Source organism: Lentzea sp. NPDC006480 (assembly GCF_040611995.1).
In the GTDB taxonomy this organism is placed as follows: Bacteria; Actinomycetota; Actinomycetes; order Mycobacteriales; family Pseudonocardiaceae; genus Lentzea.
Genome location: NZ_JBEXPJ010000057.1, coordinates 1 through 26631, shown reverse-complemented (window position 1 = coordinate 26631; position 26631 = coordinate 1). Strand labels below are relative to the sequence as shown.

26 protein-coding genes are annotated in these 26631 nt (G+C 69.7%); 13 read left to right on the top strand and 13 right to left on the bottom strand.

Going from position 1 to position 26631, the window contains the following annotated elements:
- Positions 1-40: 40 nt before the first annotated feature.
- Together rfbB and rfbD are read left to right on the top strand one after the other, a co-directional pair.
- Positions 41-1027 (top strand): dTDP-glucose 4,6-dehydratase, encoded by a 987-nt coding sequence (gene rfbB / locus ABZX92_RS22785; RefSeq protein WP_355562686.1) that lies wholly within the window; start codon positions 41-43, stop codon positions 1025-1027.
- Entirely contained in the window at positions 1024-1881 is an 858-nt protein-coding gene (gene rfbD / locus ABZX92_RS22780) for a dTDP-4-dehydrorhamnose reductase (protein WP_355562747.1), read from the top strand. Before rfbB ends, rfbD begins: the two co-directional genes overlap by 4 nt.
- Positions 1882-2132: 251 nt before the next feature.
- On the opposite strand, the gene ABZX92_RS22775 is transcribed toward rfbD, so the two are convergent.
- The 7 genes from ABZX92_RS22775 to ABZX92_RS22745 all read right to left on the bottom strand — a co-directional run bounded on the left by ABZX92_RS22775 (position 2133) and on the right by ABZX92_RS22745 (position 9979).
- On the bottom strand, positions 2133-3224 hold the full coding sequence (locus ABZX92_RS22775) for a glycosyltransferase family 1 protein (protein ID WP_355562684.1): 1092 nt from the start codon (positions 3222-3224) through the stop codon (positions 2133-2135).
- The gene (locus tag ABZX92_RS22770; RefSeq protein ID WP_355562682.1) at positions 3217-5709 is read right to left on the bottom strand and encodes a glycosyltransferase; all 2493 of its coding nucleotides are present in this window, start codon (positions 5707-5709) and stop codon (positions 3217-3219) included. Before ABZX92_RS22770 ends, ABZX92_RS22775 begins: the two co-directional genes overlap by 8 nt.
- A gap of 3 nt (positions 5710-5712) precedes the next feature.
- Positions 5713-6264 carry a hypothetical protein gene (locus tag ABZX92_RS22765; RefSeq protein ID WP_355562679.1) on the bottom strand — a complete coding sequence of 184 codons (552 nt, stop codon included), beginning with the start codon at positions 6262-6264 and terminating at the stop codon, positions 5713-5715.
- Positions 6261-6836, bottom strand: a complete 576-nt coding sequence (locus ABZX92_RS22760) for a hypothetical protein (RefSeq protein WP_355562676.1) — start codon at positions 6834-6836, stop codon at positions 6261-6263. The genes ABZX92_RS22765 and ABZX92_RS22760 overlap by 4 nt, the downstream gene beginning before the upstream one ends.
- The gene (locus ABZX92_RS22755) at positions 6833-7726 is read right to left on the bottom strand and encodes a glycosyltransferase family 2 protein (RefSeq protein WP_355562673.1); all 894 of its coding nucleotides are present in this window, start codon (positions 7724-7726) and stop codon (positions 6833-6835) included. Before ABZX92_RS22755 ends, ABZX92_RS22760 begins: the two co-directional genes overlap by 4 nt.
- Positions 7727-7796: 70 nt before the next feature.
- On the bottom strand, positions 7797-8927 hold the full coding sequence (locus ABZX92_RS22750) for a glycosyltransferase family 1 protein (protein WP_355562744.1): 1131 nt from the start codon (positions 8925-8927) through the stop codon (positions 7797-7799).
- 80 nt (positions 8928-9007) lie between these two features.
- A complete protein-coding gene (locus tag ABZX92_RS22745; protein WP_355562670.1) occupies positions 9008-9979 on the bottom strand; it encodes a glycosyltransferase family 1 protein in 972 nt (323 codons plus the stop codon).
- Positions 9980-9999: 20 nt separating this feature from the next.
- Here ABZX92_RS22745 and ABZX92_RS22740 point away from each other — a divergent pair, with 20 nt between their 5' ends.
- Positions 10000-10908 carry a glycosyltransferase family 2 protein gene (locus ABZX92_RS22740; RefSeq protein WP_355562667.1) on the top strand — a complete coding sequence of 303 codons (909 nt, stop codon included), beginning with the start codon at positions 10000-10002 and terminating at the stop codon, positions 10906-10908.
- Positions 10909-10912: 4 nt separating this feature from the next.
- On the opposite strand, the gene ABZX92_RS22735 is transcribed toward ABZX92_RS22740, so the two are convergent.
- Positions 10913-11272, bottom strand: a complete 360-nt coding sequence (locus ABZX92_RS22735) for a hypothetical protein (protein ID WP_355562664.1) — start codon at positions 11270-11272, stop codon at positions 10913-10915.
- Between the two features lie 101 nt (positions 11273-11373).
- Here ABZX92_RS22735 and ABZX92_RS22730 point away from each other — a divergent pair, with 101 nt between their 5' ends.
- Positions 11374-12441 carry an NDP-sugar synthase gene (locus ABZX92_RS22730; protein ID WP_355562661.1) on the top strand — a complete coding sequence of 356 codons (1068 nt, stop codon included), beginning with the start codon at positions 11374-11376 and terminating at the stop codon, positions 12439-12441.
- A gap of 47 nt (positions 12442-12488) precedes the next feature.
- Positions 12489-13367, top strand: a complete 879-nt coding sequence (locus ABZX92_RS22725; protein ID WP_355562658.1) for a DNA-3-methyladenine glycosylase 2 family protein — start codon at positions 12489-12491, stop codon at positions 13365-13367.
- Here ABZX92_RS22725 and ABZX92_RS22720 read toward each other — a convergent pair.
- Genes ABZX92_RS22720 through ABZX92_RS22705 form a run of 4 tightly spaced genes read right to left on the bottom strand, consistent with a single transcriptional unit; the run spans position 13364 to position 16945 of the window.
- Positions 13364-13891 carry an NUDIX domain-containing protein gene (locus ABZX92_RS22720; RefSeq protein ID WP_355562656.1) on the bottom strand — a complete coding sequence of 176 codons (528 nt, stop codon included), beginning with the start codon at positions 13889-13891 and terminating at the stop codon, positions 13364-13366. The two genes, ABZX92_RS22725 and ABZX92_RS22720, sit on opposite strands and share 4 nt — an antisense overlap.
- Positions 13888-15267 (bottom strand): coenzyme F420-0:L-glutamate ligase, encoded by a 1380-nt coding sequence (locus ABZX92_RS22715; RefSeq protein ID WP_355562653.1) that lies wholly within the window; start codon positions 15265-15267, stop codon positions 13888-13890. The genes ABZX92_RS22720 and ABZX92_RS22715 overlap by 4 nt, the downstream gene beginning before the upstream one ends.
- Positions 15203-16156 carry a 2-phospho-L-lactate transferase gene (cofD, locus tag ABZX92_RS22710; protein WP_355562650.1) on the bottom strand — a complete coding sequence of 318 codons (954 nt, stop codon included), beginning with the start codon at positions 16154-16156 and terminating at the stop codon, positions 15203-15205. Before cofD ends, ABZX92_RS22715 begins: the two co-directional genes overlap by 65 nt.
- A 33-nt stretch (positions 16157-16189) precedes the next feature.
- Positions 16190-16945: a site-2 protease family protein gene (locus tag ABZX92_RS22705; RefSeq protein ID WP_355562648.1), complete on the bottom strand. Its 756-nt coding sequence runs from the start codon at positions 16943-16945 to the stop codon at positions 16190-16192.
- A gap of 245 nt (positions 16946-17190) precedes the next feature.
- Between ABZX92_RS22705 and ABZX92_RS22700 the strand changes: the two genes are divergently transcribed.
- Positions 17191-17487, top strand: coding sequence for a WhiB family transcriptional regulator (locus ABZX92_RS22700; RefSeq protein WP_045315329.1), 297 nt, complete (start codon positions 17191-17193; stop codon positions 17485-17487).
- 40 nt (positions 17488-17527) lie between these two features.
- Complete coding sequence (locus ABZX92_RS22695) at positions 17528-20683, top strand: glycosyltransferase family 2 protein (protein WP_355562645.1); 3156 nt, start codon at positions 17528-17530, stop codon at positions 20681-20683.
- 31 nt (positions 20684-20714) lie between these two features.
- On the opposite strand, the gene ABZX92_RS22690 is transcribed toward ABZX92_RS22695, so the two are convergent.
- Positions 20715-21158 (bottom strand): metallopeptidase family protein, encoded by a 444-nt coding sequence (locus tag ABZX92_RS22690; protein ID WP_355562741.1) that lies wholly within the window; start codon positions 21156-21158, stop codon positions 20715-20717.
- Between the two features lie 93 nt (positions 21159-21251).
- On the opposite strand from ABZX92_RS22690, the gene ABZX92_RS22685 reads away from it, so the two are divergent.
- From ABZX92_RS22685 to ABZX92_RS22660, 6 genes are all read left to right on the top strand, one after another.
- Positions 21252-21611, top strand: coding sequence for a DUF3499 domain-containing protein (locus ABZX92_RS22685; protein WP_196778186.1), 360 nt, complete (start codon positions 21252-21254; stop codon positions 21609-21611).
- A gap of 81 nt (positions 21612-21692) precedes the next feature.
- The gene (locus ABZX92_RS22680; RefSeq protein WP_355562641.1) at positions 21693-23045 is read left to right on the top strand and encodes a phosphomannomutase/phosphoglucomutase; all 1353 of its coding nucleotides are present in this window, start codon (positions 21693-21695) and stop codon (positions 23043-23045) included.
- 10 nt (positions 23046-23055) lie between these two features.
- The gene (locus tag ABZX92_RS22675; protein WP_355562638.1) at positions 23056-23256 is read left to right on the top strand and encodes a Trm112 family protein; all 201 of its coding nucleotides are present in this window, start codon (positions 23056-23058) and stop codon (positions 23254-23256) included.
- A 4-nt stretch (positions 23257-23260) separates the two neighbouring features.
- Positions 23261-24325, top strand: a complete 1065-nt coding sequence (locus tag ABZX92_RS22670) for a hypothetical protein (RefSeq protein ID WP_355562636.1) — start codon at positions 23261-23263, stop codon at positions 24323-24325.
- A 19-nt stretch (positions 24326-24344) separates the two neighbouring features.
- Positions 24345-25559, top strand: a complete 1215-nt coding sequence (gene manA / locus ABZX92_RS22665) for a mannose-6-phosphate isomerase, class I (protein WP_355562633.1) — start codon at positions 24345-24347, stop codon at positions 25557-25559.
- A 59-nt stretch (positions 25560-25618) separates the two neighbouring features.
- Positions 25619-26542 (top strand): cation diffusion facilitator family transporter, encoded by a 924-nt coding sequence (locus tag ABZX92_RS22660; protein ID WP_355562630.1) that lies wholly within the window; start codon positions 25619-25621, stop codon positions 26540-26542.
- Positions 26543-26631 lie beyond the last annotated feature (89 nt).

Sequence of the window (26631 nt, the reverse complement as noted above, 5' to 3'; positions counted from 1 at the left end):
ACAGACTGCGAGCGGTGGAACACCACGGGAGGAATTGAGCATGCGCGTACTGGTGACAGGTGGGGCCGGGTTCATCGGCTCGCACTACGTGCGGGAGTTGGTGAGCGGCTCGTACCCGGCCTTCGCGGGTGCCGAAGTGGTGGTGCTCGACAAGCTCACCTACGCGGGCAGCGAGACCAACCTGGCGCCGGTCGCCGGCAAGTTCGAGTTCGTGCGCGGCGACATCTGCGACCCCGCCGTCGTCGCTGACCAGATGCGCGGCGTCGACGTGGTCGTCCACTTCGCCGCCGAGTCGCACGTGGACCGGTCCATCACCGGATCCGCGGACTTCGTGCTGACCAACGTCCTGGGCACGCAGACGCTGCTGCAAGGTGCGCTGAACGCGGGCGTGGGCCGGTTCGTGCACGTGTCGACGGACGAGGTCTACGGCTCCATCGAGAGCGGGTCGTGGTCGGAGGAGCACATCCTCGAGCCGAACTCGCCGTACTCGGCTTCCAAGGCTTCTTCCGATCTGCTCGCCCGCGCGTTCCACCGCACGCACGGACTGCCCGTGAGCATCACCCGGTGTTCGAACAATTACGGGCCGTACCAGTTCCCTGAAAAGGTGATTCCTCTCTTCGTCACCAATTTGATCGACGGCAGGAAGGTGCCTCTCTACGGCGACGGCCTGAACGTGCGCGACTGGCTGCACGTGGCCGACCACTGCCGCGGCATCCAGCTCGTCGCCGAGGGCGGCCGGCCGGGTGAGATCTACAACATCGGCGGCGGCACCGAGCTCACGAACCGCGAGCTGACCGAGAAGCTGCTGGCCGCGACCGGGCGCGACTGGTCGTCCGTCGAGCCGGTGCAGGACCGCCTGGGGCACGACCGCCGCTACTCGGTGGACATCTCCAAGATCGCCTCGGAGCTGGGCTACGCACCGCAGGTCGACTTCGCCGTCGGGCTCGCCGACACGGTCGAGTGGTACCGCGAGAACCGGGCCTGGTGGGAGCCGCTCAAGGAGCGCGCCGCGCTGGCGAAGGGCTGAGTCGGTTGATCCTCGTTCCCGGCGGTCGTGGTCAGCTCGGTCACGACCTCGCACTGCTGTCGCCCGACGTTCGCGCGCTGTCGTCCGCCGAGCTCGACGTGACTTCCGTTACGGCAGCTGATCTCGCGGGTGCCACTGCGGTGATCAACTGCGCCGCGTACAACGCCGTCGACGCGGCCGAGACCGACGAGGACCGTGCGTTCGCGGTCAACGGAGTCGGGCCCGGTCTGCTCGCTGAAGCGTGCGCGTCCCTTGGCATTCCGATGATCCACGTGTCGACGGACTACGTGTTCGCCGGCGACGGGACGCGGCCTTACGAGCCGTCTGACCCTGCCGCCCCGAAGTCCGCCTACGGCCGGTCGAAGCACGAAGGCGAACGTCGCGTGCTCGACGCGGGCGGCTGGGTCGTGCGCACCTCGTGGGTCTACGGCGTGCACGGCTCGAACTTCGTGAAGACCATTGCGGCGCTGGAGGCATCGCGGCCTTCGCTGTCCGTTGTGGACGATCAGCGCGGCGCGCCGACGTGGTCGCACGACCTCGCCGCCGGTCTTCTTGAGCTTGCCTCGGTTCTGCCTTCGACGCGTTTGTTGCACGCGACGGGCGGTGGCGAGACGACGTGGTTCCGTTTCGCGCAGGCGATTTTCGAGGAGTTGGGCGCCGACCCGGCCCGCGTGCAGCCCTGCACCACAGCTGACTTCCCCCGACCGGCTCCACGACCCGCCTACTCGGTGCTGTCGGGTGCGGCATGGGCAGCAGCGGGACTGCGCCCGTTGCCGCACTGGCGAAGCGCCCTTTCGGAGGCATTCAAAGCGGGTGTGGTAGCTCCGCGTACTGGTGCTGCGCCATTGGAGTGAGCGGTCTGGCACGGCCGTTTCAAGTACGAGAACCTGTTCGGCATGTTCGATTCCGGGCGCAACCCCCAGCGTCCCGCGACAGCGGATTCCGATCGGCAGCGCTTCCTGAAGTGCGTTGCCGCCGTCACGGGCTCGCGGCAGGTGTCGCTGAGTCAGCTCGACAAGCATTCGCCGAGGCCGCACTCTCGGTGAAGCCGTTGGGGCGTCTGCAAGTACCACCAACTCGCAGTCGGTAGTACTTGCAGACGCCGTCAAGCCCGGCTCTGCCGGTAGGCCTCGACCGTCTTCTCCGCGCACCGCCGCCAGGTGAACCCGGACGCGTACGCCCGTCGTTCTGCCTGAGCGGCCGGAGTCGCCGGTGCCGCGACGGCCTGGGCCAGGGCTTCGGCGAGCGCCTCCACATCGCCTACCGGTACGTGGAGGGCGTGTCCGCCGGCGGTCTCGCGCAGTGCGGGCACGTCCGAACACACCACGGGAACGTTGCACGCCAACGCTTCCAGCACCGGCAGCCCGAACCCCTCGTCCCGCGACGGCATCACCAGCGCCGTGGCCCCGGCCACGACCGAGCGCAGGTGCACGTCCGACAGGTACCCGGTCCGCAGCACCCGTCCGTCCACACCGGACCGACCGGGCCCGACGATCACCAGCGGCGGCAACGACGGATCCGCCGCGTGCGCCTTCACCAGGTACTCCAGGCCCTTCCGCGGCCCGTCCGCGCCCACGAACAGCAGGTACTCCGACGGCAGCCCGAACCGGCCCCGCAACGTCACCGAAGGCGGCCGGGACGCGAACCACGCGGGATCCACCCCGAGCGGCGTCACGACGATCTTCTCCAGCGGCACCGAGAACCGGTCCGCCACCACGGAAGCCACCGCCGCGGTCGGCGTGCAGATCACGTCCGCGCGCTGGGCCGACAACCGGACGAGCTCCGGCAACCGGCGGTCCGACGGCGGCAGGTCACCGGGCGCGTCCAGGAACGCGAGGTCGTGGATCGTCACCACGCGCCCGGCCCGAATCGTTGGCGGCAGCACGAAGTTCGTGCCGTGCATGACGTCCGAGAACCCGGCCAGCATCTCCACCGGCGGGAACGGCGCGCCCAGCCACATGCGGCGCAATGCCCGTGCCGACACGGGAAGCCCGCGCGCGGTGACGTCGTGCGGCAACACGGTCCGCAACGCCCGCCAGCCGCGCAACGTGAACGCGACCGCGCGCACGTCGACTTCCTCCGGCATGGAAGCCAGTTCTTCGGCCAAAGCGGCTGTGTAGCGGCCGATTCCGGTGCGAAGTCCGAGCAGGGGTGTGCCGTCGAGCAGCACTGAGAGCGGTTTTGGGGCTCTAGCCATTACGTCCACCACGCGCGATCTTGCGCAGACGCCCCGTCGCCCGCTTGGCCAACTCGGACGGGCCACCGGCGTCCAGGTACTCGCGCACCAGCCGCAGGTCCCGCTTCATCTTGTCCGCCTTGCTCAACCCCGGTGCGCGCACCATGGGTGCGGAGCCCGGCAGACGGTCCGCGGCGGGCCTGGGGTCGCGGCAGAACTCCGCCAGCGGCGCGAGCGCCGTCTCCCAGGTGAACCGCTCACGGACGACGGCGATGCGCTCACGGCACGCGGCCGCGAACTCCTCGTCGTAGAGCACCTTCTCCAGCGCGTCGGCCAGCGCCTCCGGGTCTTCCGGCGGCACGACGACGCCCAAACCTTCCCGCAGCACCAGATCCGCGAACGAGTCGCCGGACGTGGTGACGATCGGCAGGCCCGCCCACAGGTAGTCGAGCACCCGCGTGCGGAACGCGAACGTGGTCTCGACGTGCTCGTAGTGCGTTGTGACACCACAAGAAGCGTCGAGCAGGTAGTTCTGCCGCTCGTGGTACGCCACCCAGCCGTCGTTGAAGAACACCGTCTCGCCGGTCAGCCCCAACGACGCGGACAACGCCCGTGTCCGGCCGGCGATGTCCATCTCCGGCACCTCGGGGTTCGGGTGCTTCATGCCCAGGAAGAACAGCTTCGCGTCGGACCGCTTCGCCCGCAGCTGGTCCATCGCGCGGATCAGCGACAGCGGGTCGAACCACGAGTACACGCCACCGGCCCAGATCACGACCTTGTCGGCGTCCGAGATCCCCGGCACCACGCCCTTGATCGCCGGTGCGGTGCGCTGCGGCGGCTTGCCCGACAGTCCGAAGGGGACGATCCCGAGCAGCGACTCGGTCGTGGGGTCGTTGTCGTACAACGTGGGCGTCAACCGGCCCAGCGCGGCCAGGTGGCCGAGCCAGAAGTGCCGCTGCCGTTCCGACGCGCACAGGAAGAAGTCGCCGCGCTCGAGCTGGTTGTTCAGCACCTTGGTGACGGTCTCCAGGTCCAGAGCCCGCTTCTCGTCGGTGTCGTCCTTGCCCTGCTCCAGCAGTTCGAGGTGCATCGGGTCGTACATGTCGCAGACGACGATCTTGGTCGACGACGTCTTCTTCAGCTCGCCGATCATCTCCAGCGCGTGACCCTGCAGCACCACCACGTCCGCCCACGCGACGTGCGGCGGCAGCTCCTTGGGCCGCGCCTGCGAGACGGCGAACGGCGCGTCCGGCGGCACGCACAACGGGTTCGTGGTGACCAGCCGCACCTGGTGCTCGCCGGACAGCACGTCGGCCATGTGCCACGCGCGGATCGCCGGGCCCGCCATCCGGTCCGAGATCGCGTCGCCGGTGATCACCAGGATCTTGCGCGGCCTGCCGAACACGTCGTCGAGCGCGAGCACGTCGACGAGGATGTCGTGCGCCGCGAGGTAGCGCGGCAGGGGATAGGCGGGCTCCAACGCCTTGCGCATCAACGGCACCAGGTCGGCGTCCGATCGTGACCGCGCGGCCTGCTCGATCTTGCGCGACTCCGCGAGCGACGGCATCAGCTCGACGAACTGGTCGATCGCGAGGAACCCGGCGAGCGCTTCACGCGACACCCCGACCGGTTCGCGGTCCAGCGCGGGGTCCGACGGCCTGCGGGTGATCTCCAGCTGCGTCGGGTCGATCTCGCCGCGCGCGGTCGCCCTGCGCACGCACAACGCCAGCGCGGCCGGCAGCACCTTCGCCAGCGTCTCGTCGGAGAAGTTCTTGTACAGCGCGGCGAGTGCGTTGCGTTCCAGCAGGAACAACTCGCGGCTGTGGTCGATCGAGCTCATCGACGCGTGGTGGCGGTGGAACGTGAGCGACGCCGGCTCGTAGCGAACGCGCCAGCCGCGCAGGTTGAGCCGCCAGCCCAGGTCGACGTCCTCGTAGAACATGAAGAACCGCTCGTCGAACCCACCGAGCTCGCGGTAGACGTCCGCGCGCACGAACATGGCCGATCCGGTGCCGAACAGCACGTCGCGCGGGTCGTCGTGCGAGCCGTCGTCGTCCATCCCGGCGTGGCGCTTGTAGCCCATGCCGAACCAGGTCAGCCCGCCGTCCACGAAGTCGATCTTCTGGCCGTCCCAGTCGAGCACCTTGCTCGCGACCGCGCCCACGGCCGGTTCGGCGTGGAAGACCTTGATCGCGGCCCTGATCCACCCGCGGTCCGCGCGCGCGTCGTTGTTCAGGAACGCGAGCACGCTGCCGGTGGCGTGCTCGACGCCGAGGTTGCAGCCGCCCGCGAAGCCGAGGTTGGCCTCCGAGGTGACGATCTTGACGCCGGGAAGGTCCTTCTTGAGCCGCGCGGTGTCGTGCGCCTCGTTGTCGACGACGATGACCTGCAGCAGCTCAGCCGGGTAGTCCACCTCGGCGAGTCCGCGCACGCAGGTGACCGTGTCCTCCGCGCCCCGGTAGTTGACGACGACGACGGACACGACGGGCAGTGATGCGCGATCCACCTCCTAAGCCTGCCTCATCACTCTGCGCGCCCGCAGCGTGGTCGCACAGATCAACAGCAACAAGATCGCGATTGGTACCCCGAACACCCACTCGCCGGACCAGTCGTTGCGGTCGGCGAGCAACGGCCGCATCACCGGGTGCCGCAGCACGGTGGCCGGACCTGGCTGCATCTTCTTGTCCTGCTCGCCCAGCACGACGATCCGCAGCTCGGCGCCGTCGGGGCAGGTGAGGTAGTGGGCGAACGCCGGGTTGTCCGGCCGGGGGATGTCGTCGACTCTCGTGATCACGCAGGTCTCGCGCGTGGCGAGCAGGTCCATCAACGCGCGGTGACCGTCGCTGACCAGCACCGTTGTGCCCGGAATCACGACCATGAACGCGGGCAGCACCAGCCACGCGGGCCCGAGCTTGCCGACGCCCCACGCGAACGCGAGCGACAGCAGACAGCACGGGATCAGCACCGCGAGGTCGTACCTCTTGGGCACGATCGCGCCGAGCACGGCGGCGGCAGCGATCGCGGCCAGCCCGATCACGATGAGTGGCACCGGGCGTCTCATGGGGCTTTCCTGATCGCCCTGGCGACTGGAATGAGAAGAATCATCGCCAGGGGGACGCTTGTGACCAGGAGCAGGTTCCATCTGGTCTGGTCCGCGAAGACCGGCCGCAGCGGTTCACCTACGAGAACGTCCGCTTCCACGGTCATCAGGCGCTCGTCCCAGTCGCGGCTGAGCTCGACCGTTTCGCCCTGGCAGGCGAGGGTGTAGTCGACTTCCGGGTACTTCGCGAACGGGTGCTCTTCCGTCCGCGTGACCGTGCAGTGCTCGACGTGCCCGATCCGCTGCATCAGCACGCTGTGGCCGCCGAACGTCAGCAGGAACGGCGCCGCGGCTCCGAGCAGGAACGCCGGCAACGCGATCCACTTGCGTTCGGCCAGGCCGGTCACGCCGAGGGCGTACGCGAGGCCGCCGAGGAACCCGATGAAGATCAGCCCTGTGGTGAGGGTGATGCCGAGTGTCGTTCCGGCCGCCACCCCGGCGAGACCGCCCGCGATGAGCAGCCACGCGGTCCGCTTCGGGACCGGTTCGTCGCTCGGGTCGTGGATGACGCGGGGCGTGCGGCTGCGGCTCATCCTCTGGTGAGGAGCTTCACCCGCAGCGTCAGCCCGGCCTTGATCAGCAGCCGGAACGGAGCCCACAGCACGCCTTGGTGCCGGTCGGCCAGGTACAGGTACGCGCTGCGGTGGTGCTCGCGCAGCATGCGATCCGACGACCGCGCCGTCGAGTGGCCACCGATGTGCGTGACCTCCGCGTCGGGCACGTAGACGTTCAGCCAGCCGGCCTTGCCGACCCGCTCGCCGAGGTCCACGTCCTCGAAGTACATGAAGTAGCGCTCGTCGAAGCCCTTGACCGAGTCGAACGCCTCGCGCCGCATCAGGAAGCAGCTCCCGGACAACCACCCGGCAGTCCGCTCGACCGGCGTCTTCTCCTGCCGGTACGCGCGCGTCCACGGGTTCGACTTCCAGAACGCGCCGAACACCGCGTGCCCCAGCCCCCGCCCGATGGACGGCAACAGCCGCGCCGACGGGTAGATCTCGCCGTTCGGCTCGCGGATGAGCGGCCCGAACATGCCACCCCTGGGCCAGCGGCCGGCGGCCTCGATCAACGTGTCGACGCTGCCGGGCGCGAACTCGATGTCCGGGTTGGAGATCAGCACCCAGCCGACGTCCTGGCCGAGGGCCTCGACCCCCCGGTTCGCCCCGCCGCCGTAACCCAGGTTCCCGCCGGTGGGCACGAACCTCACGTGCTCGCGCTCCGCGGCAACCTGCTCGGGCACGCCGTCCGTGGACCCGTTGTCGGCGAGGATCACCTGCACTGAGCGGGTGGTCGCCTTCGCGAGGGTGTCCACGAACGGTGCCAGCGTCTCGCCCGGCGAGTACGTGACCGTCACGACACCAAGTCCGTCGCCGTATTTCACGCGCGCCACAGTAGTGCGTCGCGTTCCAGTGGTCTGCGCGCGCATGGCCGGGCGGCGCTCTCACGAGCGTGTGGCGGGGCGCGATGTGGTTCGCGCACGTGGTTAGGCGGTGGCGTCACCGACGGCGGCGGCGCACCATGACCGCGCGCTCGTAGGCCAGGCGGTGCCGTTCGGCGCTCATGGCCCAGGAGAAGTCCTTCGCGCGTTGCTGCCCGGACGCCGCGAGCGACGCGCGGCGGGCGGGGTCGTCCAGCAGATCGGCGATCGCGGCCGCGATGTCACCCGCTCCGACACCGCAGTACGCGACTGCCTCGCCGCCCACCTCGGGCAGCGACAGTCTTCGGGTGGTGAGCACGCAGGCGCCTGCCGCCATGGCCTCCAGCACCGGCAGGCCGAAGCCCTCGCCGAGTGACGGGTAGGCGACCAGTTCCGCGCCACCCAGAAACCCGGCGAGCTGTTCGAACGGCAGGTAGCCCGCGCGGATCACCCGGATGCGGTGCGGCACCGAGTCCAGAGCGCGTTCGACCTGGCTGTCCCAGCCGGGCTGGCCGGCGAGCACCAGGGCGGGCGGGTCGGCGCGGCCCACCATCGCCTGGGCGAAGCCGCGGATCAGCGCCGGGACGTTCTTGCGCGGTTCGAGTGCGCCGAGGAACGCCACGTATGGCGTGTCCCCCAACGACAACGTGCGCCGCACCGCCAGGATCTCGTCCGGCGACGGCGGGTGGAAGCGCTCGGTGTCGACGCCGTGCTGCGCGATGTGCAGCACGCGGGGGTCGGCGGAAGCGACGCGCGCCAGTTCGTTGGCGGTGGCCTGGGACGGCACCACGCACAGGTCCGCGCGCTTCAACGACGCACGGGTCCAGGCGCGGAAGAAGCGCGCCTTGACCGATGAGTGCAGCACGGGGTCGGTGAAGAACGTGGCGTCGTGCAGCGTCACGACCGATGCGGCCTTGATGGCCAGCGGAAGTGTGTAGTGCGGTGAGTGCACGACGTCGACACCGAGAGCCCGGACCAGGCGCGGCAACGTCGTCTGCTCCCAGGCCAGCCGCGCTGTCCGGGTGGCGACGGCGTCCGCGGCTCGCACCACGCGGGCGTTCGGCGCGATCTTGGTGAAGAGGTCCTCGTCGCGCGGCTGGCACACGACGGCCAGCTCGGCGCCGTCGGCGTCCAGTGCGGCGACGAGCGAATCCACGTAACGGCCGACACCACCACGATCTGCGGGAACCGCGGTGGCGTCGATCAGCACGCTGGGTTCGGCGGTCGGCACGATCAGTCAGCGTAATGTCATTCGCTAATGCGTTTAGCGGGAATGCGCCAATCCGGTCTTCACAGGTGGGCCTCCCAGACACCGAGCGCGGTCTTTGCCCAGGTGAACTCTCTCGCGCGGGTGACGCCGGCCTCGATCGTGTGATGCGGATCCTGCAGAACCGAGCGCAGTCCTTCCGTCAACGAGGCCAGGTCGCCCCGCCGCACGACTGTTCCGGCGCCGCCCGCGACCTCCACCAGAGCCGGGTCGTCGGAGTGCACGACCGGCACACCGGCGGCCATCGCCTCCAGCACCGGCAGCCCGAACCCCTCGGCCAGCGACGGCGCCGCCAGCACGGAAGCACCCGCCAGCACCGACGCGAGCCGGGCGTCGGAAACCTTGCCCAGCAACCTGACGTGCGCCGCGCGGAGATCGACACCGCCCCACCCCTGCGGCCCGATCACGACCAGCGGGACCTTGAGCCGCTCGGTCGCCCGCACCAGCAGGTCGAAGCCCTTGCGCGGCTCGATGGTGCCGACGGCGAGCACATAGCGGTCGAACAGGTCGTCCGCCGGAGGCCCTTTCAGCGGAGTGACGCCGTTGGGCACCACGTGCACCGGAACTTCGACGCGCAAGTGAGCGGTCAGTTGGTCGGCGACGGCCCGAGTCGGCACGACCAGGGCCCGTGCGCGCAACGCGGCAGCAGCGATCACCTTGCGATGCCACGCGACCCCGCGCGGTGTCAGCGTTTCCGGATGCGTCCACGGCACGACGTCGTGCACCGTGACGACCGCGCCCGGCAGCGGCGCGAGCGGCGTGGGAGCGTGCACGTGCGGCCCGAGCCGAGGTGGCAGCCCCCGTTCCCACAACGCCACCAGCGCCCGGCGCGGCAGCCTGATCACGTGATCCGCGCGAGCTGTGGCCGCGCTCGAAACCGTCCAGCCCGAAGGCGCGGTGTCCTTCAGGGCCTGCAACAGCTCGGCCGTGTACCGCCCGGTCCCGCCGGGGACGGGCGCGTTGAGTTGCTCGGTCAGGACTACCAGCTCTGGCACGTCGCGTACCGTCTCACGCCGTGTCGGCACTCAGCACCGTGGTGGTCGTGACGTGGCGCGGCCGTGATCACATCACGGCGTGCCTGGACGCCCTCGAAGCCCAGAAGAGTCCACATAGGACGATCATCGTCGACAACGCGTCCGACGACGGCACAGCCTCGTTGATCAGCGGACATGAGGTTGTCAGGCTGCCGAAGAACCGTGGGTATGCGGGCGGGCTGGCGGCCGTCACGAACATGATCGACACCCCGTACGTGGCCTGGCTCAACGACGACGCGGTACCGGACCCGTCGTGGCTGACCGAGTTGGAGAGCGCTCTCGAAGGCGATCCCGGAGCAGCCGCCGCCACGTCGTCCCTCCTGCTGACGGACGGCTCGACGCAGTCCGTCGGTGTGGCGTTGACCTCGGACGGCCACGGCAAGGACGTCGTGCTGGCCGGACGCGAGGTGTTCGGCTTCTGCGGTGGCGCGGCGTTGCTCCGGACCGAAGAGCTGCGCGAAGTTGGCGGCGTCCCGGCGAGCTTCTTCTGCTACTACGAGGACACCGACACCGCTTGGCGGCTGCGGCTGGCCGGGCACCGGGTGATCTCGGTCGGGCCCGCGCGGGTGCGGCATCGGCACGGCGCGAGCACGCGGCCCGGCTCGGCGTTGTTCCACCGCTGGAACGAGCGCAACCGCTTGCTGATGCTGCTGCGCTGTGCGCCGGTCTCCGTGGCGGCACGGGAGCTGGCGCGGTTTCTGGTGATCACGGCGTTGCTGCCGCTGCGCAAAAACGTGCCTCAAGCAGCCAACTTCAAGCTCTGGCTCAGGCTCAGGGTTCTCGGAGAGGTGCTGATCAGGCTGCCCGCGACCGTGTTCCAACGGTTCGTGATCGGCTCGCGTGCCAAGATCGCGCGCCGCCAGGTCTGGCAGGACTGGGCTGGTCGTTAGACCCTCACATGTTCCCGTTCAGGCGTTGCGTCAGCGAGTTGCGCGTCTGCTGGTGGTTCGTGGCGGTCGGGATCACACCTTGCTGCACGACCTGAGTGATCTCCGCGTCATCCGCCACGGGCATCGGCTGGGTCGGCATCGACGGGGCCGTCTGCGGCCGCGGCTGCTGACCCATCTGAGCCGAAGGAATGATCATGGTCGAGTCCGGGTCCTGACGTGGATCCATGGCGTTGACCAGCGTGCGAGGGACCTGCTGCGTGTCGGACGCGTCCATCGGGGAGGTCATGTTGTCCGGCGTCACGATGTGCCGCCCACGTGCACGGGCGCGGGCGAGCATGGCGTCGGCCCGGTCGCGGGGGTCCATGTCGGATTTAGCTCCTTGCCGGGACCAGATCCCGTATGACGATCTGCTTCGTGTCAGAGTATTCCGTCGAACGGCTCGCTGTAACGCGGAGGAGGAAAAAGGTGCACGGCGTCGAAGCTGTGGTGCTGGTCGGGGGCAAGGGCACCCGTCTTCGCCCGCTGACCCTGTCCGCTCCCAAGCCCATGCTGCCGACCGCGGGGGTGCCGTTTCTGACGCACCTCCTGTCGCGGATCAAGGAGGCCGGCATCACGCACGTGGTGCTCGGCACGTCCTACAAGGCCGAGGTGTTCGAGGAGTACTTCGGTGACGGCTCGCGGCTCGGCCTTGAGCTCGAGTACGTGGTCGAGGAGGTGCCGCTGGACACCGCCGGCGCCATCCGCAACGTCGCGGACAAGCTGCGCGAACCCGACGTGATGGTCTTCAACGGCGACATCCTCTCGGGCGTCGACCTGACGGGGATCGTGGACACGCACCGCAAGCACGAGGCGGACGTCACGCTGCACCTCGTGAAGGTCGCGGACCCCCGCGCGTTCGGCTGCGTGCCGACCGACGAAGAGGGCCGGGTGCAGGCGTTCCTGGAGAAGACCGAGAACCCGCCGACGGACCAGATCAACGCCGGTTGCTACGTGTTCCGCCGCGAGGTGATCGACGCCATCCCGGCCGGTCGCCCGGTGTCGGTTGAACGCGAGACGTTCCCCGGTCTGCTGGAGGCCGGTCGCCGCCTGCAGGGCCACGTCGACGCCACGTACTGGCTCGACCTGGGCAAGCCGGAGGCGTTCGTGCAGGGTTCGGCGGACCTGGTGCGCGGCGTCGCGCCGTCGGCCGCGGTTGCACAGCCCGGCGACTTCCTGGTGCTGGAGGGCTCGTCGATCCACGAGGGCGCCACGGTTCGCGGCGGCTCGGCGGTGGGTTCGAACTGCACGGTCGCGGACGGCGCGGTGCTCGACGGCGCGATCCTGTTCGACGGAGCTGTTGTCGGTGAAGGTGCGGTCGTCGAGCGCTCGATCGTCGGTGCCGGTGCGCTGGTGCAGGCCGGCGCGGTGCTGCGTGATGCGGTTGTCGGTGACTCGGCCGTGATCGGTGCTCGTTGTGAGCTGATCGGCGGGGCGCGCGTGTGGCCGGGTGTGGTGCTGCCCGAGGCCGGCGTGCGCTTCTCGACGGATGCCTAGGAGATCTCGGACAACACCGCTCCTCGACTCGGGGAGCGGTGTCCGGGATGCCTAGCCGCTCCTGGACACCACCGTTCCCACTCGATCTGGGTGCGGTGCTGGGCGGTTTGCGCCGCGGACCAGGTGATCCGTCCTTCAGCACGGACGGCGGCATCTGGTTCGCGGCGAACACGCCGTGCGGTCCAGGCACGTTGCACATCACACGGACCGACGTGATCGAAGCGGAAGCGTGGGGCGAGGGCGGCGGGTGGCTGCTCGACGGCCTGCCCGCCCTGCTCGGCGCGGACGACCCGGTGGACGAGTTCGTCGCCCATCACGACGTGATCGCGGAAGCCCGCCGGCGCCGCCCCGGCCTCAGGCTCGGCTCGACCGGACGGGTCTGGGACCTGCTGTTCGCCTCGATCCTGGAACAGAAGGTCACCGGTACGGAGGCGTTCCGGACGTGGCGCGAGCTGGGCCGCCGCTTCGGCGAGCCTGCGCCAGGGCCACTCCCTCTGAAGGTGCCGCCGACGCCTCAACGCCTGCTCGGCCTGCAGGACTGGGAGTGGCACCAGTGCGGGCTCGACGGTGCCCGCCGCCGCACGTTGATCAACGCGGCCCAGGTCGCGCACCGGCTGGAGAAGGCCGCCGAGATGCGCAGCCGTGAGCTGCTCGAGAAGGTACCCGGAATCGGCGTGTGGACGTCCGCCGAGGTGGCCCAACGCTCGTGGGGCGATCCGGACGCGGTGAGCGTCGGCGACTACCACGTCGCGAAGAACGTCACGTGGGCGCTGACCGGCACGCCAAGCGGTGACGACGCCATGATGGAGCTGCTGGAGCCGTACAAGCCGCAACGTCACCGCGCGGTGATGTACCTGGAGTCGGCGGGCATGCGGCGGCCGCGACGAGCCCCGAGGTTCTCCCCGCGCGACTACCGCAAGTTCTAGCGGAGGCGGGCCAGCGCTGACTCGATCAGCGGGTGCAGGTCGTCCACGTTGTCCGGCAACGAGTCCAGCGGCCACCACTGCAGGTCGACGGACTCGGCCGACCGCACCGGCTGCGCGCCCATCGGAGCCCGCACCAGGAACCGCACGTCGAAGTGCCGCGTCGGCTTGCCCAGCGAGCACGTGATCGGGTGCACGTCGAGGTGGATCGGCGTCGGTTCGATGCGCAGCCCGCGCATGCCGGACTCCTCGGTGGCCTCGCGCAACGCCGCCGCGGCCAGCGACACGTCCTCCGGCTCGCAGTGACCGCCGAGCTGCAGCCACCGGCCCACCCGCGGGTGCAGCGTGAGCAACGCGTGCTCCGCGGTGGCGTCCAGCACCAACGCGGACGCCGTGAGATGCCCCGGCTCGCAGGAACGCCGGCAAGCGTCCTCACGGGCCGCCAGGAAGCCCAGGTAGGCCTCCTTCAACGCGTCCTGCCCGGTGAACTGGCGCAGCGTGGAGACCGCGTCGTCGTGCAGCGTCACAGCTCGATCAGCCCTTCCAGCGGCTCGCGCGGCGTCAGCGGCTCGGTCGGATGCCCGACCGCCACCGCGCCCAGCGGTTCCCAGTCGGCCGGAACGCCCAGCACGGCGCGCACGACGTCCGCGCAGAAGATCGTCGACGACACCCAGCACGAGCCGAGCCCCTCGGCGGCCAGCGCCACCAGCAGGCCCTGCACGGCGGCGCCACCAGCGACCGTGAACATCGTCTTCTCGGCGGCGGCGCGTCGCTCATCGGGGTAGCTGTGCGAACCGTCGCGAACGAGGAACGGCACCACGATCTCCGGCGCCTCCACCAGCAGGTCACCGCGGCGAACCCGGCGCGCGATCTGCTCGGCCGTGAACCCGTCCCCGAGCAGATCGGCTTCCCACTGCATCCGCATCGCCTGCAACAGCTCGGCTCGCTTCTCGCGCACCAGCACGAACCGCAACGGCTTCGTGTGGTGCGGAGCGGGCGCGGTCAACGCAGCGCCAACAGCGCGCTTCACCGCAGCGAGATCAACCGGCTCGGACGTGTAGAACCGCACGGACCGCCGCATCAGCACGGCCTCGGCGCGGCCCTGAGCCAGCGCCTCCTCGGTGCCGAGCCGGAACAGGTCCTCGTCGGTCGGCCGGGTCAGATCGCGCGCGGTGGACCCGTCGTCCACCACCTCGAACCCGCGCAGCACCGCCACCGGCACCGCCCCGAGCTTGCCCTTGACCAGGTCGGCGGCGGACGCGATCTCGTCCGCGATCGCCACCTGGGTCACGACCAGTTCGTTGCCGTGCTCGTCGACCGACCCGGCGTAGTCGTGCAGCACGCGGATGCCGGACGCGCCGATCGCGGCGTCGGTCTGGCCGATCCGCCACGCGCGGCCCATCGTGTCGGTCACCACCACGGCGACCTCGACGCCGAGCAGGGCTTTGAGAGCCCCCCGCAACGCCGCCGCGGACCCGTCCGGATCCACCGGGAGCAGCGCGATCTCGTCGCCGGCCACGTTCGACGCGTCGACCCCGGACGCGGCCTGCACGATGCCGAGCTTGTTCTCGGTGATCAGCGTGCGCATCTTGCGGGCGAGCACCCGCACGGACTCGGCCTCGACGTGCTCGCGCCGGATCCTGTCGCGTTCCTCCGGATCGGCGGGCACGCGGACGAGCCGTCCCTCTACTTTGGACAGCACCTTGGACGTCACGACCAGCACGTCGCCGTCGCGCAGCCAGGGTGCGGCAGCGGCGATCGCTGCGGCAAGATCGTCGCCGGGGCGAAATTCCGGCAGGCCCGGTACCGGCAGCAGCTCCAGCGCCGCGGCGGCGTGATCAGTCAACGTCGACTCCGGCCAGTTCCAGCGCGTCACGGGCCATCTGCGCCGTGGCGTCCACATCGGACATCAGCAGCGGAACCGCGCGAACCGCGACCCCTGGAACGTCCGCGCGGTCACCGGTGTGCACCAGCCACGCGTCGAGAATGCCGTCTTCAGAGCACTTGCGGGAGCCGTAGAGCCGCCCGACCGCCTCGGCCGAGGTCTCCACCCCGATCGCGTCCAGACAAGCGTCGGCCATGCCCCGCAACGGTTTTCCGCCAATGATCGGCGACAGGCCCACCACGCCGGCCTCGGTCTTGCGCAACGCGTCGCGCACGCCGGGCACGTTCAAGATCGTGCCGATGCTCACAACCGGGTTGGACGGGGCCAGGATCACCGCGTCCGCCTCACCGATCGCGTCCAGCACGCCAGGCCCCGCGGTCGCGGCTTCGGCGCCCACGAACGCGAACGACTGCGCCGGGATGCCCGCCCGGTGCTTGACCCACCACTCCTGGAAGTGGATCGCCCTCGGTTCGCCGTCCAGCTCGACGACGACGTGCGTCTCCACCCGGTCGTCGGACATCGGCAGCAGCCGCACGCCCGGCTGCCAGCGGTCGCACAACGCCTCGGTGACGGCCGACAGCGGGTACCCGGCGCGCAGCATCCTGGTGCGAACGAGGTGCGTCGCCATGTCGCGGTCGCCGAGCCCGAACCAGGTCGGCTCGGCGCCGTACGCAGCGAGCTCCTCCTTGACGGTCCACGACTCGCCCGCACGGCCCCAGCCGCGCTCCGTGTCGATCCCGCCGCCCAGCGTGTACATGCAGGTGTCGAGGTCGGGCGTGATGCGCAACCCGTGCATCCACACGTCATCGCCGGTGTTGACCACCGCGGTGACGTCAGCCCCGAGTTGCTTGAGTCCCTGCAGGAACCGTGCTCCGCCGACCCCGCCGACCAGTGCTACGACCTTCACGCCAAGCCATGCTTCCACAAGGGTCCGACGGGCCTACAGGTAGCGCCAGAACGCGAAGACGATCGAACCGGAGTTCGCCGCGACGCGGTCGCCGCCGACCGCCTCGAAGATCGCGGTCGCCGCCTGGAAGAACAGCATGCTGACCTCGGAGAACGTCAGCAGCACGGCGAAGAGCACCAGCGGCGCCCACATCCGGGCCTTCGCGCCGAACTGCTGCGCCTTGTACGACATGAACGGCTCCAAAACACCCCAGCCGTCCAAGCCGGGAATCGGCAGGATGTTCAGCAGGAACGCGAACACCTGCAACAAAGCCAGGTACGAAATGGCGCCGGCGAGCGCGTCAGGCGGCGAGAAGAGCGTGACGATTCCCGCGAGGAGCACGCCGATCACGAGGTTCGTGGCCGGTCCCGCGAGCGAGACCAGCGACTCGACCTTCTTCGACCGCAGCGCGTGGTGGTTGATCCACACAGCGCCACCCGGAAGGGGGATTCCGCCGACCGCGAGCAGGACCAGCGGCAGCACGATGCTCAGCACCGGGTCGGTGTAACGGCGGATGTCGAGAGTCAGATAACCCTTGTCGCGTACGGAGAAGTCGCCGCCCTTGTACGCGACGGCGGCGTGCCCGAACTCGTGCAGGCACAGCGTTACCGCCCACCCGGCGAGTACGAAGAGGATGGTGCCCGAGATGATGGCCACGTCACCTTCGAGCAGGGTGAGTGCGGCTCCGGCGGCGGTCACCGCGAGCAGGCCGAGGAACAGTGGACTGGGGCGCACTGCTGATCGCTTCACCCCACCAGTGTGGCGTGTCGGCTGGCGTGGTGGGCCGTTCGGGCACCTGTTGCGACACCTGAATCACTGTCTGTGCTGCCAGTCAAGGTTTTTGCGGCCATCTGCGCGAATATCCCCCGACGTGTGGACTCCGCTTGACCGCCCGCTGTGACGCAGGTGTAATCACATCGGTGTCATTCGTCGTTGTGGGAACGGCGTCTGGCGTCCGCCAACCGGGGAGAGCGGAAGGCGAGGAGGCGGACGAAATGCAGGAATTCGAAGAAGATCACGTCGCGCAGCCGGTAGTCCAGGGCGAGCTGTCGTACCTGTTCGACCCTGCCGACGAGCAGGACTGGCAGGAGCGCGCGCTTTGCGCGCAGACGGATCCCGAGGCGTTCTTCCCCGAAAAGGGTGGTTCGACGCGGGAGGCCAAGCGCATCTGCCTGGGCTGCGAGGTGCGTTCGGAGTGCCTTGAGTACGCACTCCAGCACGACGAACGCTTCGGCATCTGGGGCGGTCTCTCGGAGAGAGAACGCCGCAAGCTGAAGAAGCGGGCCGTCTAACGCGGTCAGAAGTGTGATCTTTGTGCCTTAACTTGAGGACGTGACAAGTCCTCACCCGAGGCTCCGGACCGCGCCGGTGCTGTGCGTCCTGGTCTGCCACGACGGCGACCAGTGGCTCAGCACGGCGCTGTCCGCGTTGCGGCGCCAGCGAATTCGCCCCAGGCATGTGATCGCGGTCGACACCGGATCCCACGATCGCACCGCGAAAGTCCTTGCCGAGGCGGAAGATCTGCTGGACGGCGTGCTGACGGCGCCTCGTGGCACGGGTTTCGGCACCGCGGTGCGTCTGGCGGTGGAGCACGCCGTCGAACGGTGGGGCGACCCCGGCAAATGGCTGTGGCTGCTGCACGACGACAGCGCGCCCGAACCCGACTGCCTGGCCGCCCTGCTCACCGCGGCCGAGGTGTCGCCGTCGGCTGCCGTGCTGGGCCCGCTGTGCCTCGATTGGGTGGATTCTCGTCTGGTCGTCGAGGCGGGTTTGTCGACCGATTCTTCAGGACATCGACAGACTGGCCTCTCGTCCGCCGAACATTCGGCGTCGTTCCAGCAGAGCACCGAAGTGCTCGCGGTCTCGTCCGCGGGTTCGTTGATCCGTCGCGAGATCTGGCATCAGCTGGGCGGTTACGACGAGGCCATGCCGCTGCTGCGCGATGATCTCGACTTCGGCTGGCGCGCTAATCGCTCCGGTCATTTGGTCCTGTGCGTACCGGTCGCACGCATGCGACATGCGCGCGCCGCAACTAAAGGCGCACGTCGTTTGGATGCGGCCATGGCGCGGCCGGGTCCGTCTTTTCGAGGCGTGGACCGCGCGCACGGCATGCGCACCTTTCTGGTCAACACCTCGGGTTTCTCGTTCCTGATCGGACTCCCGCGCCTGCTCTTTCTGTCTTTGCTGCGGGCTTTGGGTTTCCTGTTCCTCCGACGTTTCGGCGACGCGCACGCGGAAGTGGGCGCCGCGCGTTACCTGTTGACCCGAGGCCGGCTCCTCGAAGGCCGTCGCGCTCGTCGGGGCTCGGCCGTCGTGCCGGGCCTCTTCACCTCTCGTCTGACCCGGTTGCGCAACGCCGTCCGGGCCGGCGCGGCGTTCCTGATCCGACGGCGTGTCGAGGCCGACGCGGCATTGGGTCGTTTGCCCGCGTCCGACTCTCGTTCGGCGTGGCTCGAACCATCCGAAGTGGACACTCGCCCGGTCGGTCCCTCCGCGCTGCCCGCCGGCGCCTCACGCGGCCGCCCGCGCGTGGCCGGTTTGCGCCGGCCTCCGATCGTCGTGCCGGTCGACGCCGCGTTGCCGGGTGCGCTGCGTCCTTCACCGCGGCCACGTCCGTCACCCGGCCCGCGCGGACCGGAGCTGGTCTTCGTCGAGGTCGACCAGTCACGGGTGTTGCGCTCGCTGCTGCTGGCCCCGCCGGTGCTGCTGGTGCTGGGCCTGTCGGTGGTCGCGCTGATCGCCAACTGGTCGCGCCTCGGCTTGGACCTCGCCGGCGGCCGGCTGCTGCCCGTGGGTTCCCTTGGCTCGGTCTGGTCGTCCTACCTGGCCTCCTGGCACCCGGTGTTCGGAGGCACCGCGGCTCCGGCTCCCGCGGCTCTGGCCGTGCTGGGCCTGATCCCCGGCGGACCTTCGTTCGCGGTGGCACTGCTGTTGCTCGGAGATATCCCCCTCGCGGCGTTGTCCGCCTACATCGCGTCACGGGGCATGCGCGTACGCCGGTCCGTGCGCGCGGTGGTGGCGGCGTTCTACGGACTGCTGCCCGTGGCCACCACAGCGGTGTCAGAGGGACGGCTGGACGTCGTCGTCGTCCACATCGTCACGCCCGTGGTGTTCGCCGGCGTGTACGCGGTGTTGCGCGCGTCGTCCACGCACGCCTGGTTGCCGATGGCTTCCGGCACGGCGCTCGGGGTTGCTGTTCTGGGCGCGTTTTCGCCGCTGACCCACGTGGTGGTGATCGTGGGTGCTCTTGGCGGGTTCATCGCGGTGTCCGGTGGCGCTCGTCGCATCGCCGCGTTGTTCGCCATCGTGTTGTTGCCCATGGCGTTGTTGTTGCCTTGGCCCGCGGTGTTGTTGCAACACCCCGAGATGGTCCTGAACGGGCTCGGGGCGGCGTTCTCCTCGCCTCCGCCGAACCTGATCGTGTGCTCGGTGTTCGTGGCGGCGGCTTTCGCTGCCGCTGTGCTGCGGCCGAACGCTTCGATGTTGCCGGGGCTGTTGGTGATCGTGCTGGCGATCGCCGCTCTCGCTGCGGTGGCCGCGGTCAAGGCCTGGCCCGGGACACCGTTGGTGATCTTGGCGTGGGGGCTCGTGTGTGTGGTGCTCGCCGGGTGTCAGCGCGGTGTTGCGCCGGGTATCGCCGGGCAGGCTCGGGTTCGGCGTGCGGTGTACCTCGTTGGAGTGGTGACGTTGGTCAGCCTCGGGGTGGCCGGGTTGCTGGATCTTCGTGGCGGGCCGTTGAAGGCTGATGGCGGGGTGCGGCTGTCGTCGTCGTTGACCGCTGAGCTGGAGCGGACCGGGCGGTCCGTGCTGATCCTCGGCTCACCTGTCCGGCAGGTGGCCGGGCGGATGCCTGCGTTCGGGGACGACGATCTGGTGCCGACTGTTTCCTCGCCGGCTCGGTTGCGGCGGTGGAACTCGTCGCTGCTGGACGGGGCAGGGCCGGTGGTGACGCTGGCGTTGGCTCAGGCCGCGTCTTCCGGGGTTTCGTTCCTGGTGCTGCCTTCTGAGGAGGCTGCTTCGCGGGTTCGGGCCGCTGGTGGTGAGTTGGTGTCCGTGGCGCCTGCGGCTTCTGATGGGCGGCCGGTTCTGCGGTTGCGGTTGGCTGCGGACACCGGGGTGTTGCTCGGTCCGGACCTGGCTCGCCGGGCTCGTACCGGTGGAGAGCCGCCGGCTGAGCTGGCTGCTGCTGGGATTGCGCCGGTGAACGTGTCGTTGCCTGAGGTGGCGGTTCGGGTTTCTGCTGGTGGGGATGGGCGCGTGCTCGTTCTGGCCGCTGAGGACGAGCCCGGGTGGGTTGTTTCTGTGGATGGGGTGCAGGTGCCGGTCGTGCGGGCTTGGGGGCACTTGGTCGGGGTGCCGTTGCCCGGAGACGCGGCCGAGGTTCGGGCGGAGATGTCGACGACGCTCCGCGACTTCCTGTTGCTGGCTCAGGCTGCGGCGGCGCTGTTCACGGTGCTGACGGCGATTCCGTCTCGCCGTCGGGCGTGAGGTCGCCGTTCTGGCGTGTGTGAGAGGGGTTTCAGCCCTCGTCGACCACGTCCGGGTCCAGGCCCAGGTAGTTCGCCACCTGTTCCACGAGGACGTCGTGCACCAGGTCGGCCAGGTCGGCGCCGTCCTTCGCCCGCGCTTCCAGAGGGCGGCGGTAGAGCACGATTCGGGCTCGGTTGTCGGACCCGGTCGGCAGCAGGCGGGCGAGCGGGACGTTGCCGTCCTCGACCACGCCGTCCTCACCCTCCACCTGGACGTCCGGGACGTCGTCCACGGCCACGTCGAGCTGGGTGAGCTCGGTGCGCCAGCGGGCCTCGATGGGCTCCAGCGCCTCGATGACCAGGGCGTCGAAGCGTTCGGCCCGGGAGCGGGCGGCCGGCAGCGTGGCGGGATAAAGAGGGCCGCGCAGGCCTCGGCCGTGCCGGTCTCGGTTGCGCCGGCGGGGCGAGTCCTGTCGACGTGAACCTCGTGCCATCACCACAACCGAGCAGCCTAGTTGCTGTGCCGAGCGAGCAAACACAGCGTGCCTCACACACAGGCTCGCGTGGACGCGCTATCGTCCCCGATCGTGCGGAGCGTGAGACGGTGCTCGCGAACCGGGTGTGCTAACCCGGCTGTCGCCACGCTCACCTACGCCTATGCGGACTCCACCGCAGTCGTCGGACCGCTCGCCACGTACTCCGAACCGCACAGCTACGACTTGTGCGAGGAGCACGCGTTGCGGCTCACGGCGCCGCGTGGGTGGGAGGTCGTGAGGCATCAGGGTGAGTTCGCGGCGCCCGAGCCCACTGTGGACGACCTGACGGCCCTGGCCGAGGCCGTGCGTGAGGCTGGGCGGGCTGATGTGAGTCCGAAGGTGCCGGATGTGCCGTTGGGCACTCAGAGGCGCGGTCACCTGCGGGTATTGCCGGATCCGCACGAGGACTGAGCGACCACACGCGTCGCAGATCCGCTCGCCGGTAGGCTGCCGTGCAGTAGCCGTCAAGAGCGAGTTTCGGGAGTGTGCGGCGTGCGTGACCTGTCCGGCATCGTCAAGGCGTACGACATCCGCGGGGTGGTCGGCGAACAGCTGGACGCCGGTGTGGTCCGCGACTTCGGCGCGGCCTTCGCCCGCCTGGTCGGCGGACCGGCCATTGTGATCGGTCATGACATGCGCGACTCCTCGCCGGGGCTCAGCAGGGCGTTCGCCGAGGGTGCCCAGGCGCAGGGCGTGAACGTCATCAGCATCGGCCTGGCCAGCACGGACATGCTGTACTTCGCGTCCGGCAAGCTGGACCTGCCGGGTGCCATGTTCACCGCGAGCCACAACCCCGCGCAGTACAACGGCATCAAGCTCTGCCGCGCGGGCGCCTCGCCGGTCGGTCAGGACACCGGTCTCGCGCAGATCCGCCAGGACGCCGAGAACCAGGTCCCGGACGCCGAGGGTGTCGAGCCCGGCACGTTCGAAGAGCGCAACATGCTCGTCGACTACGCGGCGTACCTCAACAACCTGGTCGACCTGAAGAACATCCGTCCACTGAAGATCGTCGTGGACGCGGGCAACGGCATGGGCGGCTACACGGTGCCGCAGGTCTTCGAGGGCCTGCCCATCGAGGTCGTGCCCATGTACTTCGAGCTCGACGGCAGCTTCCCGAACCACGAGGCGAACCCGCTCGACCCCAAGAACATCGTCGACCTCCAGGCCCGCACGAAGGCCGAGGGCGCGGACGCCGGTGTCGCGTTCGACGGCGACGCGGACCGCTGCTTCGTGGTCGACGAGAACGGCGACCCGGTCAGCCCGTCCGCGATCACGGCGCTGGTCGCGGTGCGCGAGCTCGCCAAGGACCCCGGCGGCACGATCATCCACAACCTGATCACCTCGCACGCCGTGCCGGAGATCGTCAAGGAGCACGGCGGCAAGCCCGTGCGCACGCGCGTCGGCCACTCGTTCATCAAGGAGGAGATGGCCAAGACCGGCGCCATCTTCGGCGGCGAGCACTCGGCGCACTACTACTTCCGCGACTTCTGGCGTGCCGACACCGGCATGCTGGCCGCGCTGCACGTGCTGGCCGCGCTCGGTGAGCAGGACGGTCCGCTGTCGAAGCTGACCGAGGTCTACAACCGCTACGCGGCTTCCGGTGAGATCAACTCCACGGTGGCCGACCAGGCCGGCCGGATCGCCGCGATCAAGGACGCGTACGGGTCGAAGGACGGCGTCACGATCGACGAGCTGGACGGTCTCACCGTGCAGCTGGCGGACGGGTCGTGGTTCAACCTGCGGGCCTCGAACACCGAGCCGCTGCTGCGCCTGAACGTCGAAGCCGCCACGCCCGAGGCCGTCGCCGCGCTCAGCGACGAGGTCCTCGCGATCGTGCGGGCCTGAGGAGAACAACGTGGCCGTCAAGCTCGAAGAGCAGTTGCTGGAGATCCTCGCCTGCCCGTGCCCTGAGCACGCGCCGCTGCAGCTCGGGACCGCTGAAGACCCGGAGGCGGACTTCCTCACGTGCACCGCGTGCGGCCGTTCGTTCCCGGTGCGCGACGGCATCCCGGTACTGCTGCTGGACGAGGCGGTCGAGCCGCCGTCGGCTGAGTGATCCCGTGCTCGACGACACGCTGCTCGACGACCCGAGCCGCCTCGCCGACGCCGACACCGGTGGCTGGCTGCGCGCCGCCGCGCGGGCGGGGGCACAGGTCCGTTCCACCGCCGAGGCCGCGGCCGAGGCGGGGGTGGAGCGGATCTTCTCCGAACGCCCGCGCGCGGTCGTGCTGGTCACCAGGCCTGGCCACGCGGTCACGGTCGCGGGCGTCGTCATGGCGTTGCTCGGTCCTGGCTGCTCGGTCCCGGTCGTGGTCGCCGACGAGGTGCCGCCGTGGGTCGGCGCTCTCGACGTGGTGCTCGCGCACACCGAGGACCCCGGCGACCGGGTGCTGGCCGAGTCGATCGACCGCGCTTCCCGCCGTGGCGCGCGGACTCTGCTGACGGCGCCGGACTCCGGCCCGATCGCTGCCGCCGCTGCCGGCCAGGCCGTGCTGCTGGCTCCCCGCGTCGACGTGCCGCCCGGCTTCAGCTTCCCCCGCGCGCTCGCCGCGTGGCTCGTGGTGCTGAACTCGCTGGGCCTGCTCAAGGTGGACGTCGGCCTCATCGCGGACGAGCTCGACCGCGAGGCCGAGCGCGACCACCCGATGCACGAGTCGTTCGTGAACCCGGCGAAGTCGCTGGCGCTGCGCGTCGCCGACCGCACGCCGCTGCTGTGGGGCCTCGACGAGGTCGCCACGTCGGTGGGCGTGCACGGGGCCGGCGTGCTCGCCGCGTTCGCCGGGGTAGCCTGCGACGTCGCCGGGTATCCGCAGGCGCTGACCCGCCCGGTGCTGCACCGCCGCGCGGTGCAGGGCACTTCCGGTGCGGATCTCTTCGCAGACCCGGACGACGAGCCGGGCAGCGGGCTCGTGCGCGTGCTGTTGCTGGCCGTGCGCCAGGGCCCGGTGGCCGATGCTGTGCGGCACGCCGCCGAGGACGCTCTGCCGGGAGCCGACGTCTTGGAACCGGCCGTCGAGGTGGCGGGAGGCGACGCGGTCAGCGCCGCGCTGCTCGCGCTCCGCTTCGAACTGGCCGCGCTGTATCTCGGGCTCGCCGCCGGAACTCTCGGTGGCAACCCGTACTGATTTGGGAGCTGACTCAGAAGTGGACCTGCTGCACAACGCGGTAAGGCCGTACGCGTGGGGCTCGCGCACGGCCATCGCCGAGCTGCTCGGGAAGGAGGTGCCCGCACCCCATCCCGAGGCAGAGCTGTGGATGGGCGCCCATCCCGGCGACCCGTCCCGCGTGACCGGCGCGGACGGCGTGCAGCGCTCGTTGCTCGACCTGCTGTCGGCAGACCCCGACGGCCAGCTGGGCACGCGCGTCTCCGAGCGGTGGGGCAGCAGGCTTCCGTTCCTGCTCAAGGTGCTCGCCGCCGAGGAAGCCCTGAGCCTGCAGGCACATCCGTCCGCTGCCCAGGCGGCGGAGGGTTTCGCCGCAGAGGAACGCGCCGGTGTGCCGCGCGACGCCGCGGTCCGCAACTACAAGGACCCGGCCGCCAAGCCCGAACTGATCTGCGCGCTGACCGAGTTCCACGCTCTCGCCGGGTTCCGCGAGCCGTCTCGGACCGTCTCGCTGCTGCGCACGCTGGACGCGCCCGCGTTGTCGCCGTACACCGAGATGCTGGTCGCGCAACCGGACTCGTCGGGCCTGCGCGCGTTGTTCACGATGCTGATCACGCTGCCGCAGACCTCGCTGTCGACGTTGCTGCCGCAGGTTCTCGACGCGTGCGTGCTGCACGTGAAGGAGCACGGCGAGTTCGACCTGGAATGCCGCACGGTCCTGGAGCTCGGCGAGTCCTATCCCGGCGACGCGGGCGTGCTGGCCGCGTTGCTGCTCAACCGCATCGTGCTGCAGCCCGGCGAGGCCATCCACCTGCCCGCCGGCAACCTGCACGCGTACCTGCGCGGCACCGGCATCGAGATCCTGGCGAACTCGGACAACGTCCTGCGTTGCGGCCTCACCCCGAAGCACGTCGACGTGCCGGAGTTGTTGCGCGTGCTGGACTTCACGTGCGGCGACATGCCGGTGTCGACCGGTGAGGAAGTCGCGCCGGGTGTCCGCGTGTACCGCACGCCCGCGCCGGAGTTCGAGCTGTCGCGCCTGGACCTCACCGGTGAGGCGCGGATCAACCACGACGGCCCGCAGATCCTGATCTGCACGTCCGGCGCGGCGGTGCTCTCCAACGCCCGCGGGGACGAGGTCCGGTTGGCGCGCGGCGAGTCCGTGTGGCTGCCCGCGTCCGACCCAGCGGTGATCGTCCGACCGGATGGTGTTGAATCCGCTCAACTTTTCCGCGCCACGGCAGGGAACGACTAAGGTTCACGACCGGACAAAGCGGACGTGCTTTGGCCAGGACTGGTTGCGAGGAGACAGGCGTGTCAGCAGGGGGCGGGACCAAGGCCATCATCGCGGCGTTGGCGGCGAACGCGGGTATCGCGGTGGCCAAGTTCATCGGCTTCGCGATCACCGGGTCGTCATCGATGCTCGCCGAGGCAGTGCACTCGGTCGCGGACACCTCCAACCAGGGCCTGCTGCTGCTCGGCCAGAAGACGGCTCAGCGCAAGGCCACCAGGCTGCACCCGTTCGGCTTCGGCCGCGACCGGTACTTCTGGTCGTTCGTGGTCGCCCTGATGCTGTTCAGCCTCGGCTCGGTCTTCGCGCTGTACGAGGGCATCCACAAGCTGCAGCACCCGTCCGAGCTGGACAGCCCGATCGTCGCCGTCGCGATCCTCGTCGTGGCGATCGGCCTGGAGACCTACAGCTTCATCACCGCGATCACCGAGTCGAAGAAGATCAAGGGCGACGTCAGCTGGTGGGGCTTCATCCGCCAGTCCCGCACGCCGGAGCTGCCGGTCGTGCTGCTGGAGGACGCCGGCGCGCTGCTCGGTCTGGTGCTGGCGCTGCTCGGCGTCGGCCTCACCACACTGACCGGTGACGCGGTGTTCGACGCGCTCGGCACCATCGCCATCGGCGTGCTGCTGGGCATCATCGCGGTCATCCTGATCATCGAGATGAAGTCGCTGCTGATCGGTGAGGGCGCCTCGGACGCCGACCTGGACATCATCTGTGACGAGCTCGCGGCCGGGAAGGTGCAGCGGGTCATCCACATCAAGACCCAGTACATCGGCCCGGAGGAGCTGCTGGTCGCGGCGAAGATCGCGCTGGAGCCGCAGCTGCCGCTGGACGAGGTGGCCCAGGCCATAAACGATGCGGAGCAGCGGGTCCGCAACAAGGTGCCGCACGCCCGTCTCATCTACCTGGAGCCCGACCTCGACCGCTCCATCATCACCACCCCCTGACCCCTGCCCGTGGCGCGGCCGTGCCGGTGGCGTGCATGACCCGGCCGTAGAGCGCGCCCTGTACAGGCGGCTCCACGGCCGGAGTCGTC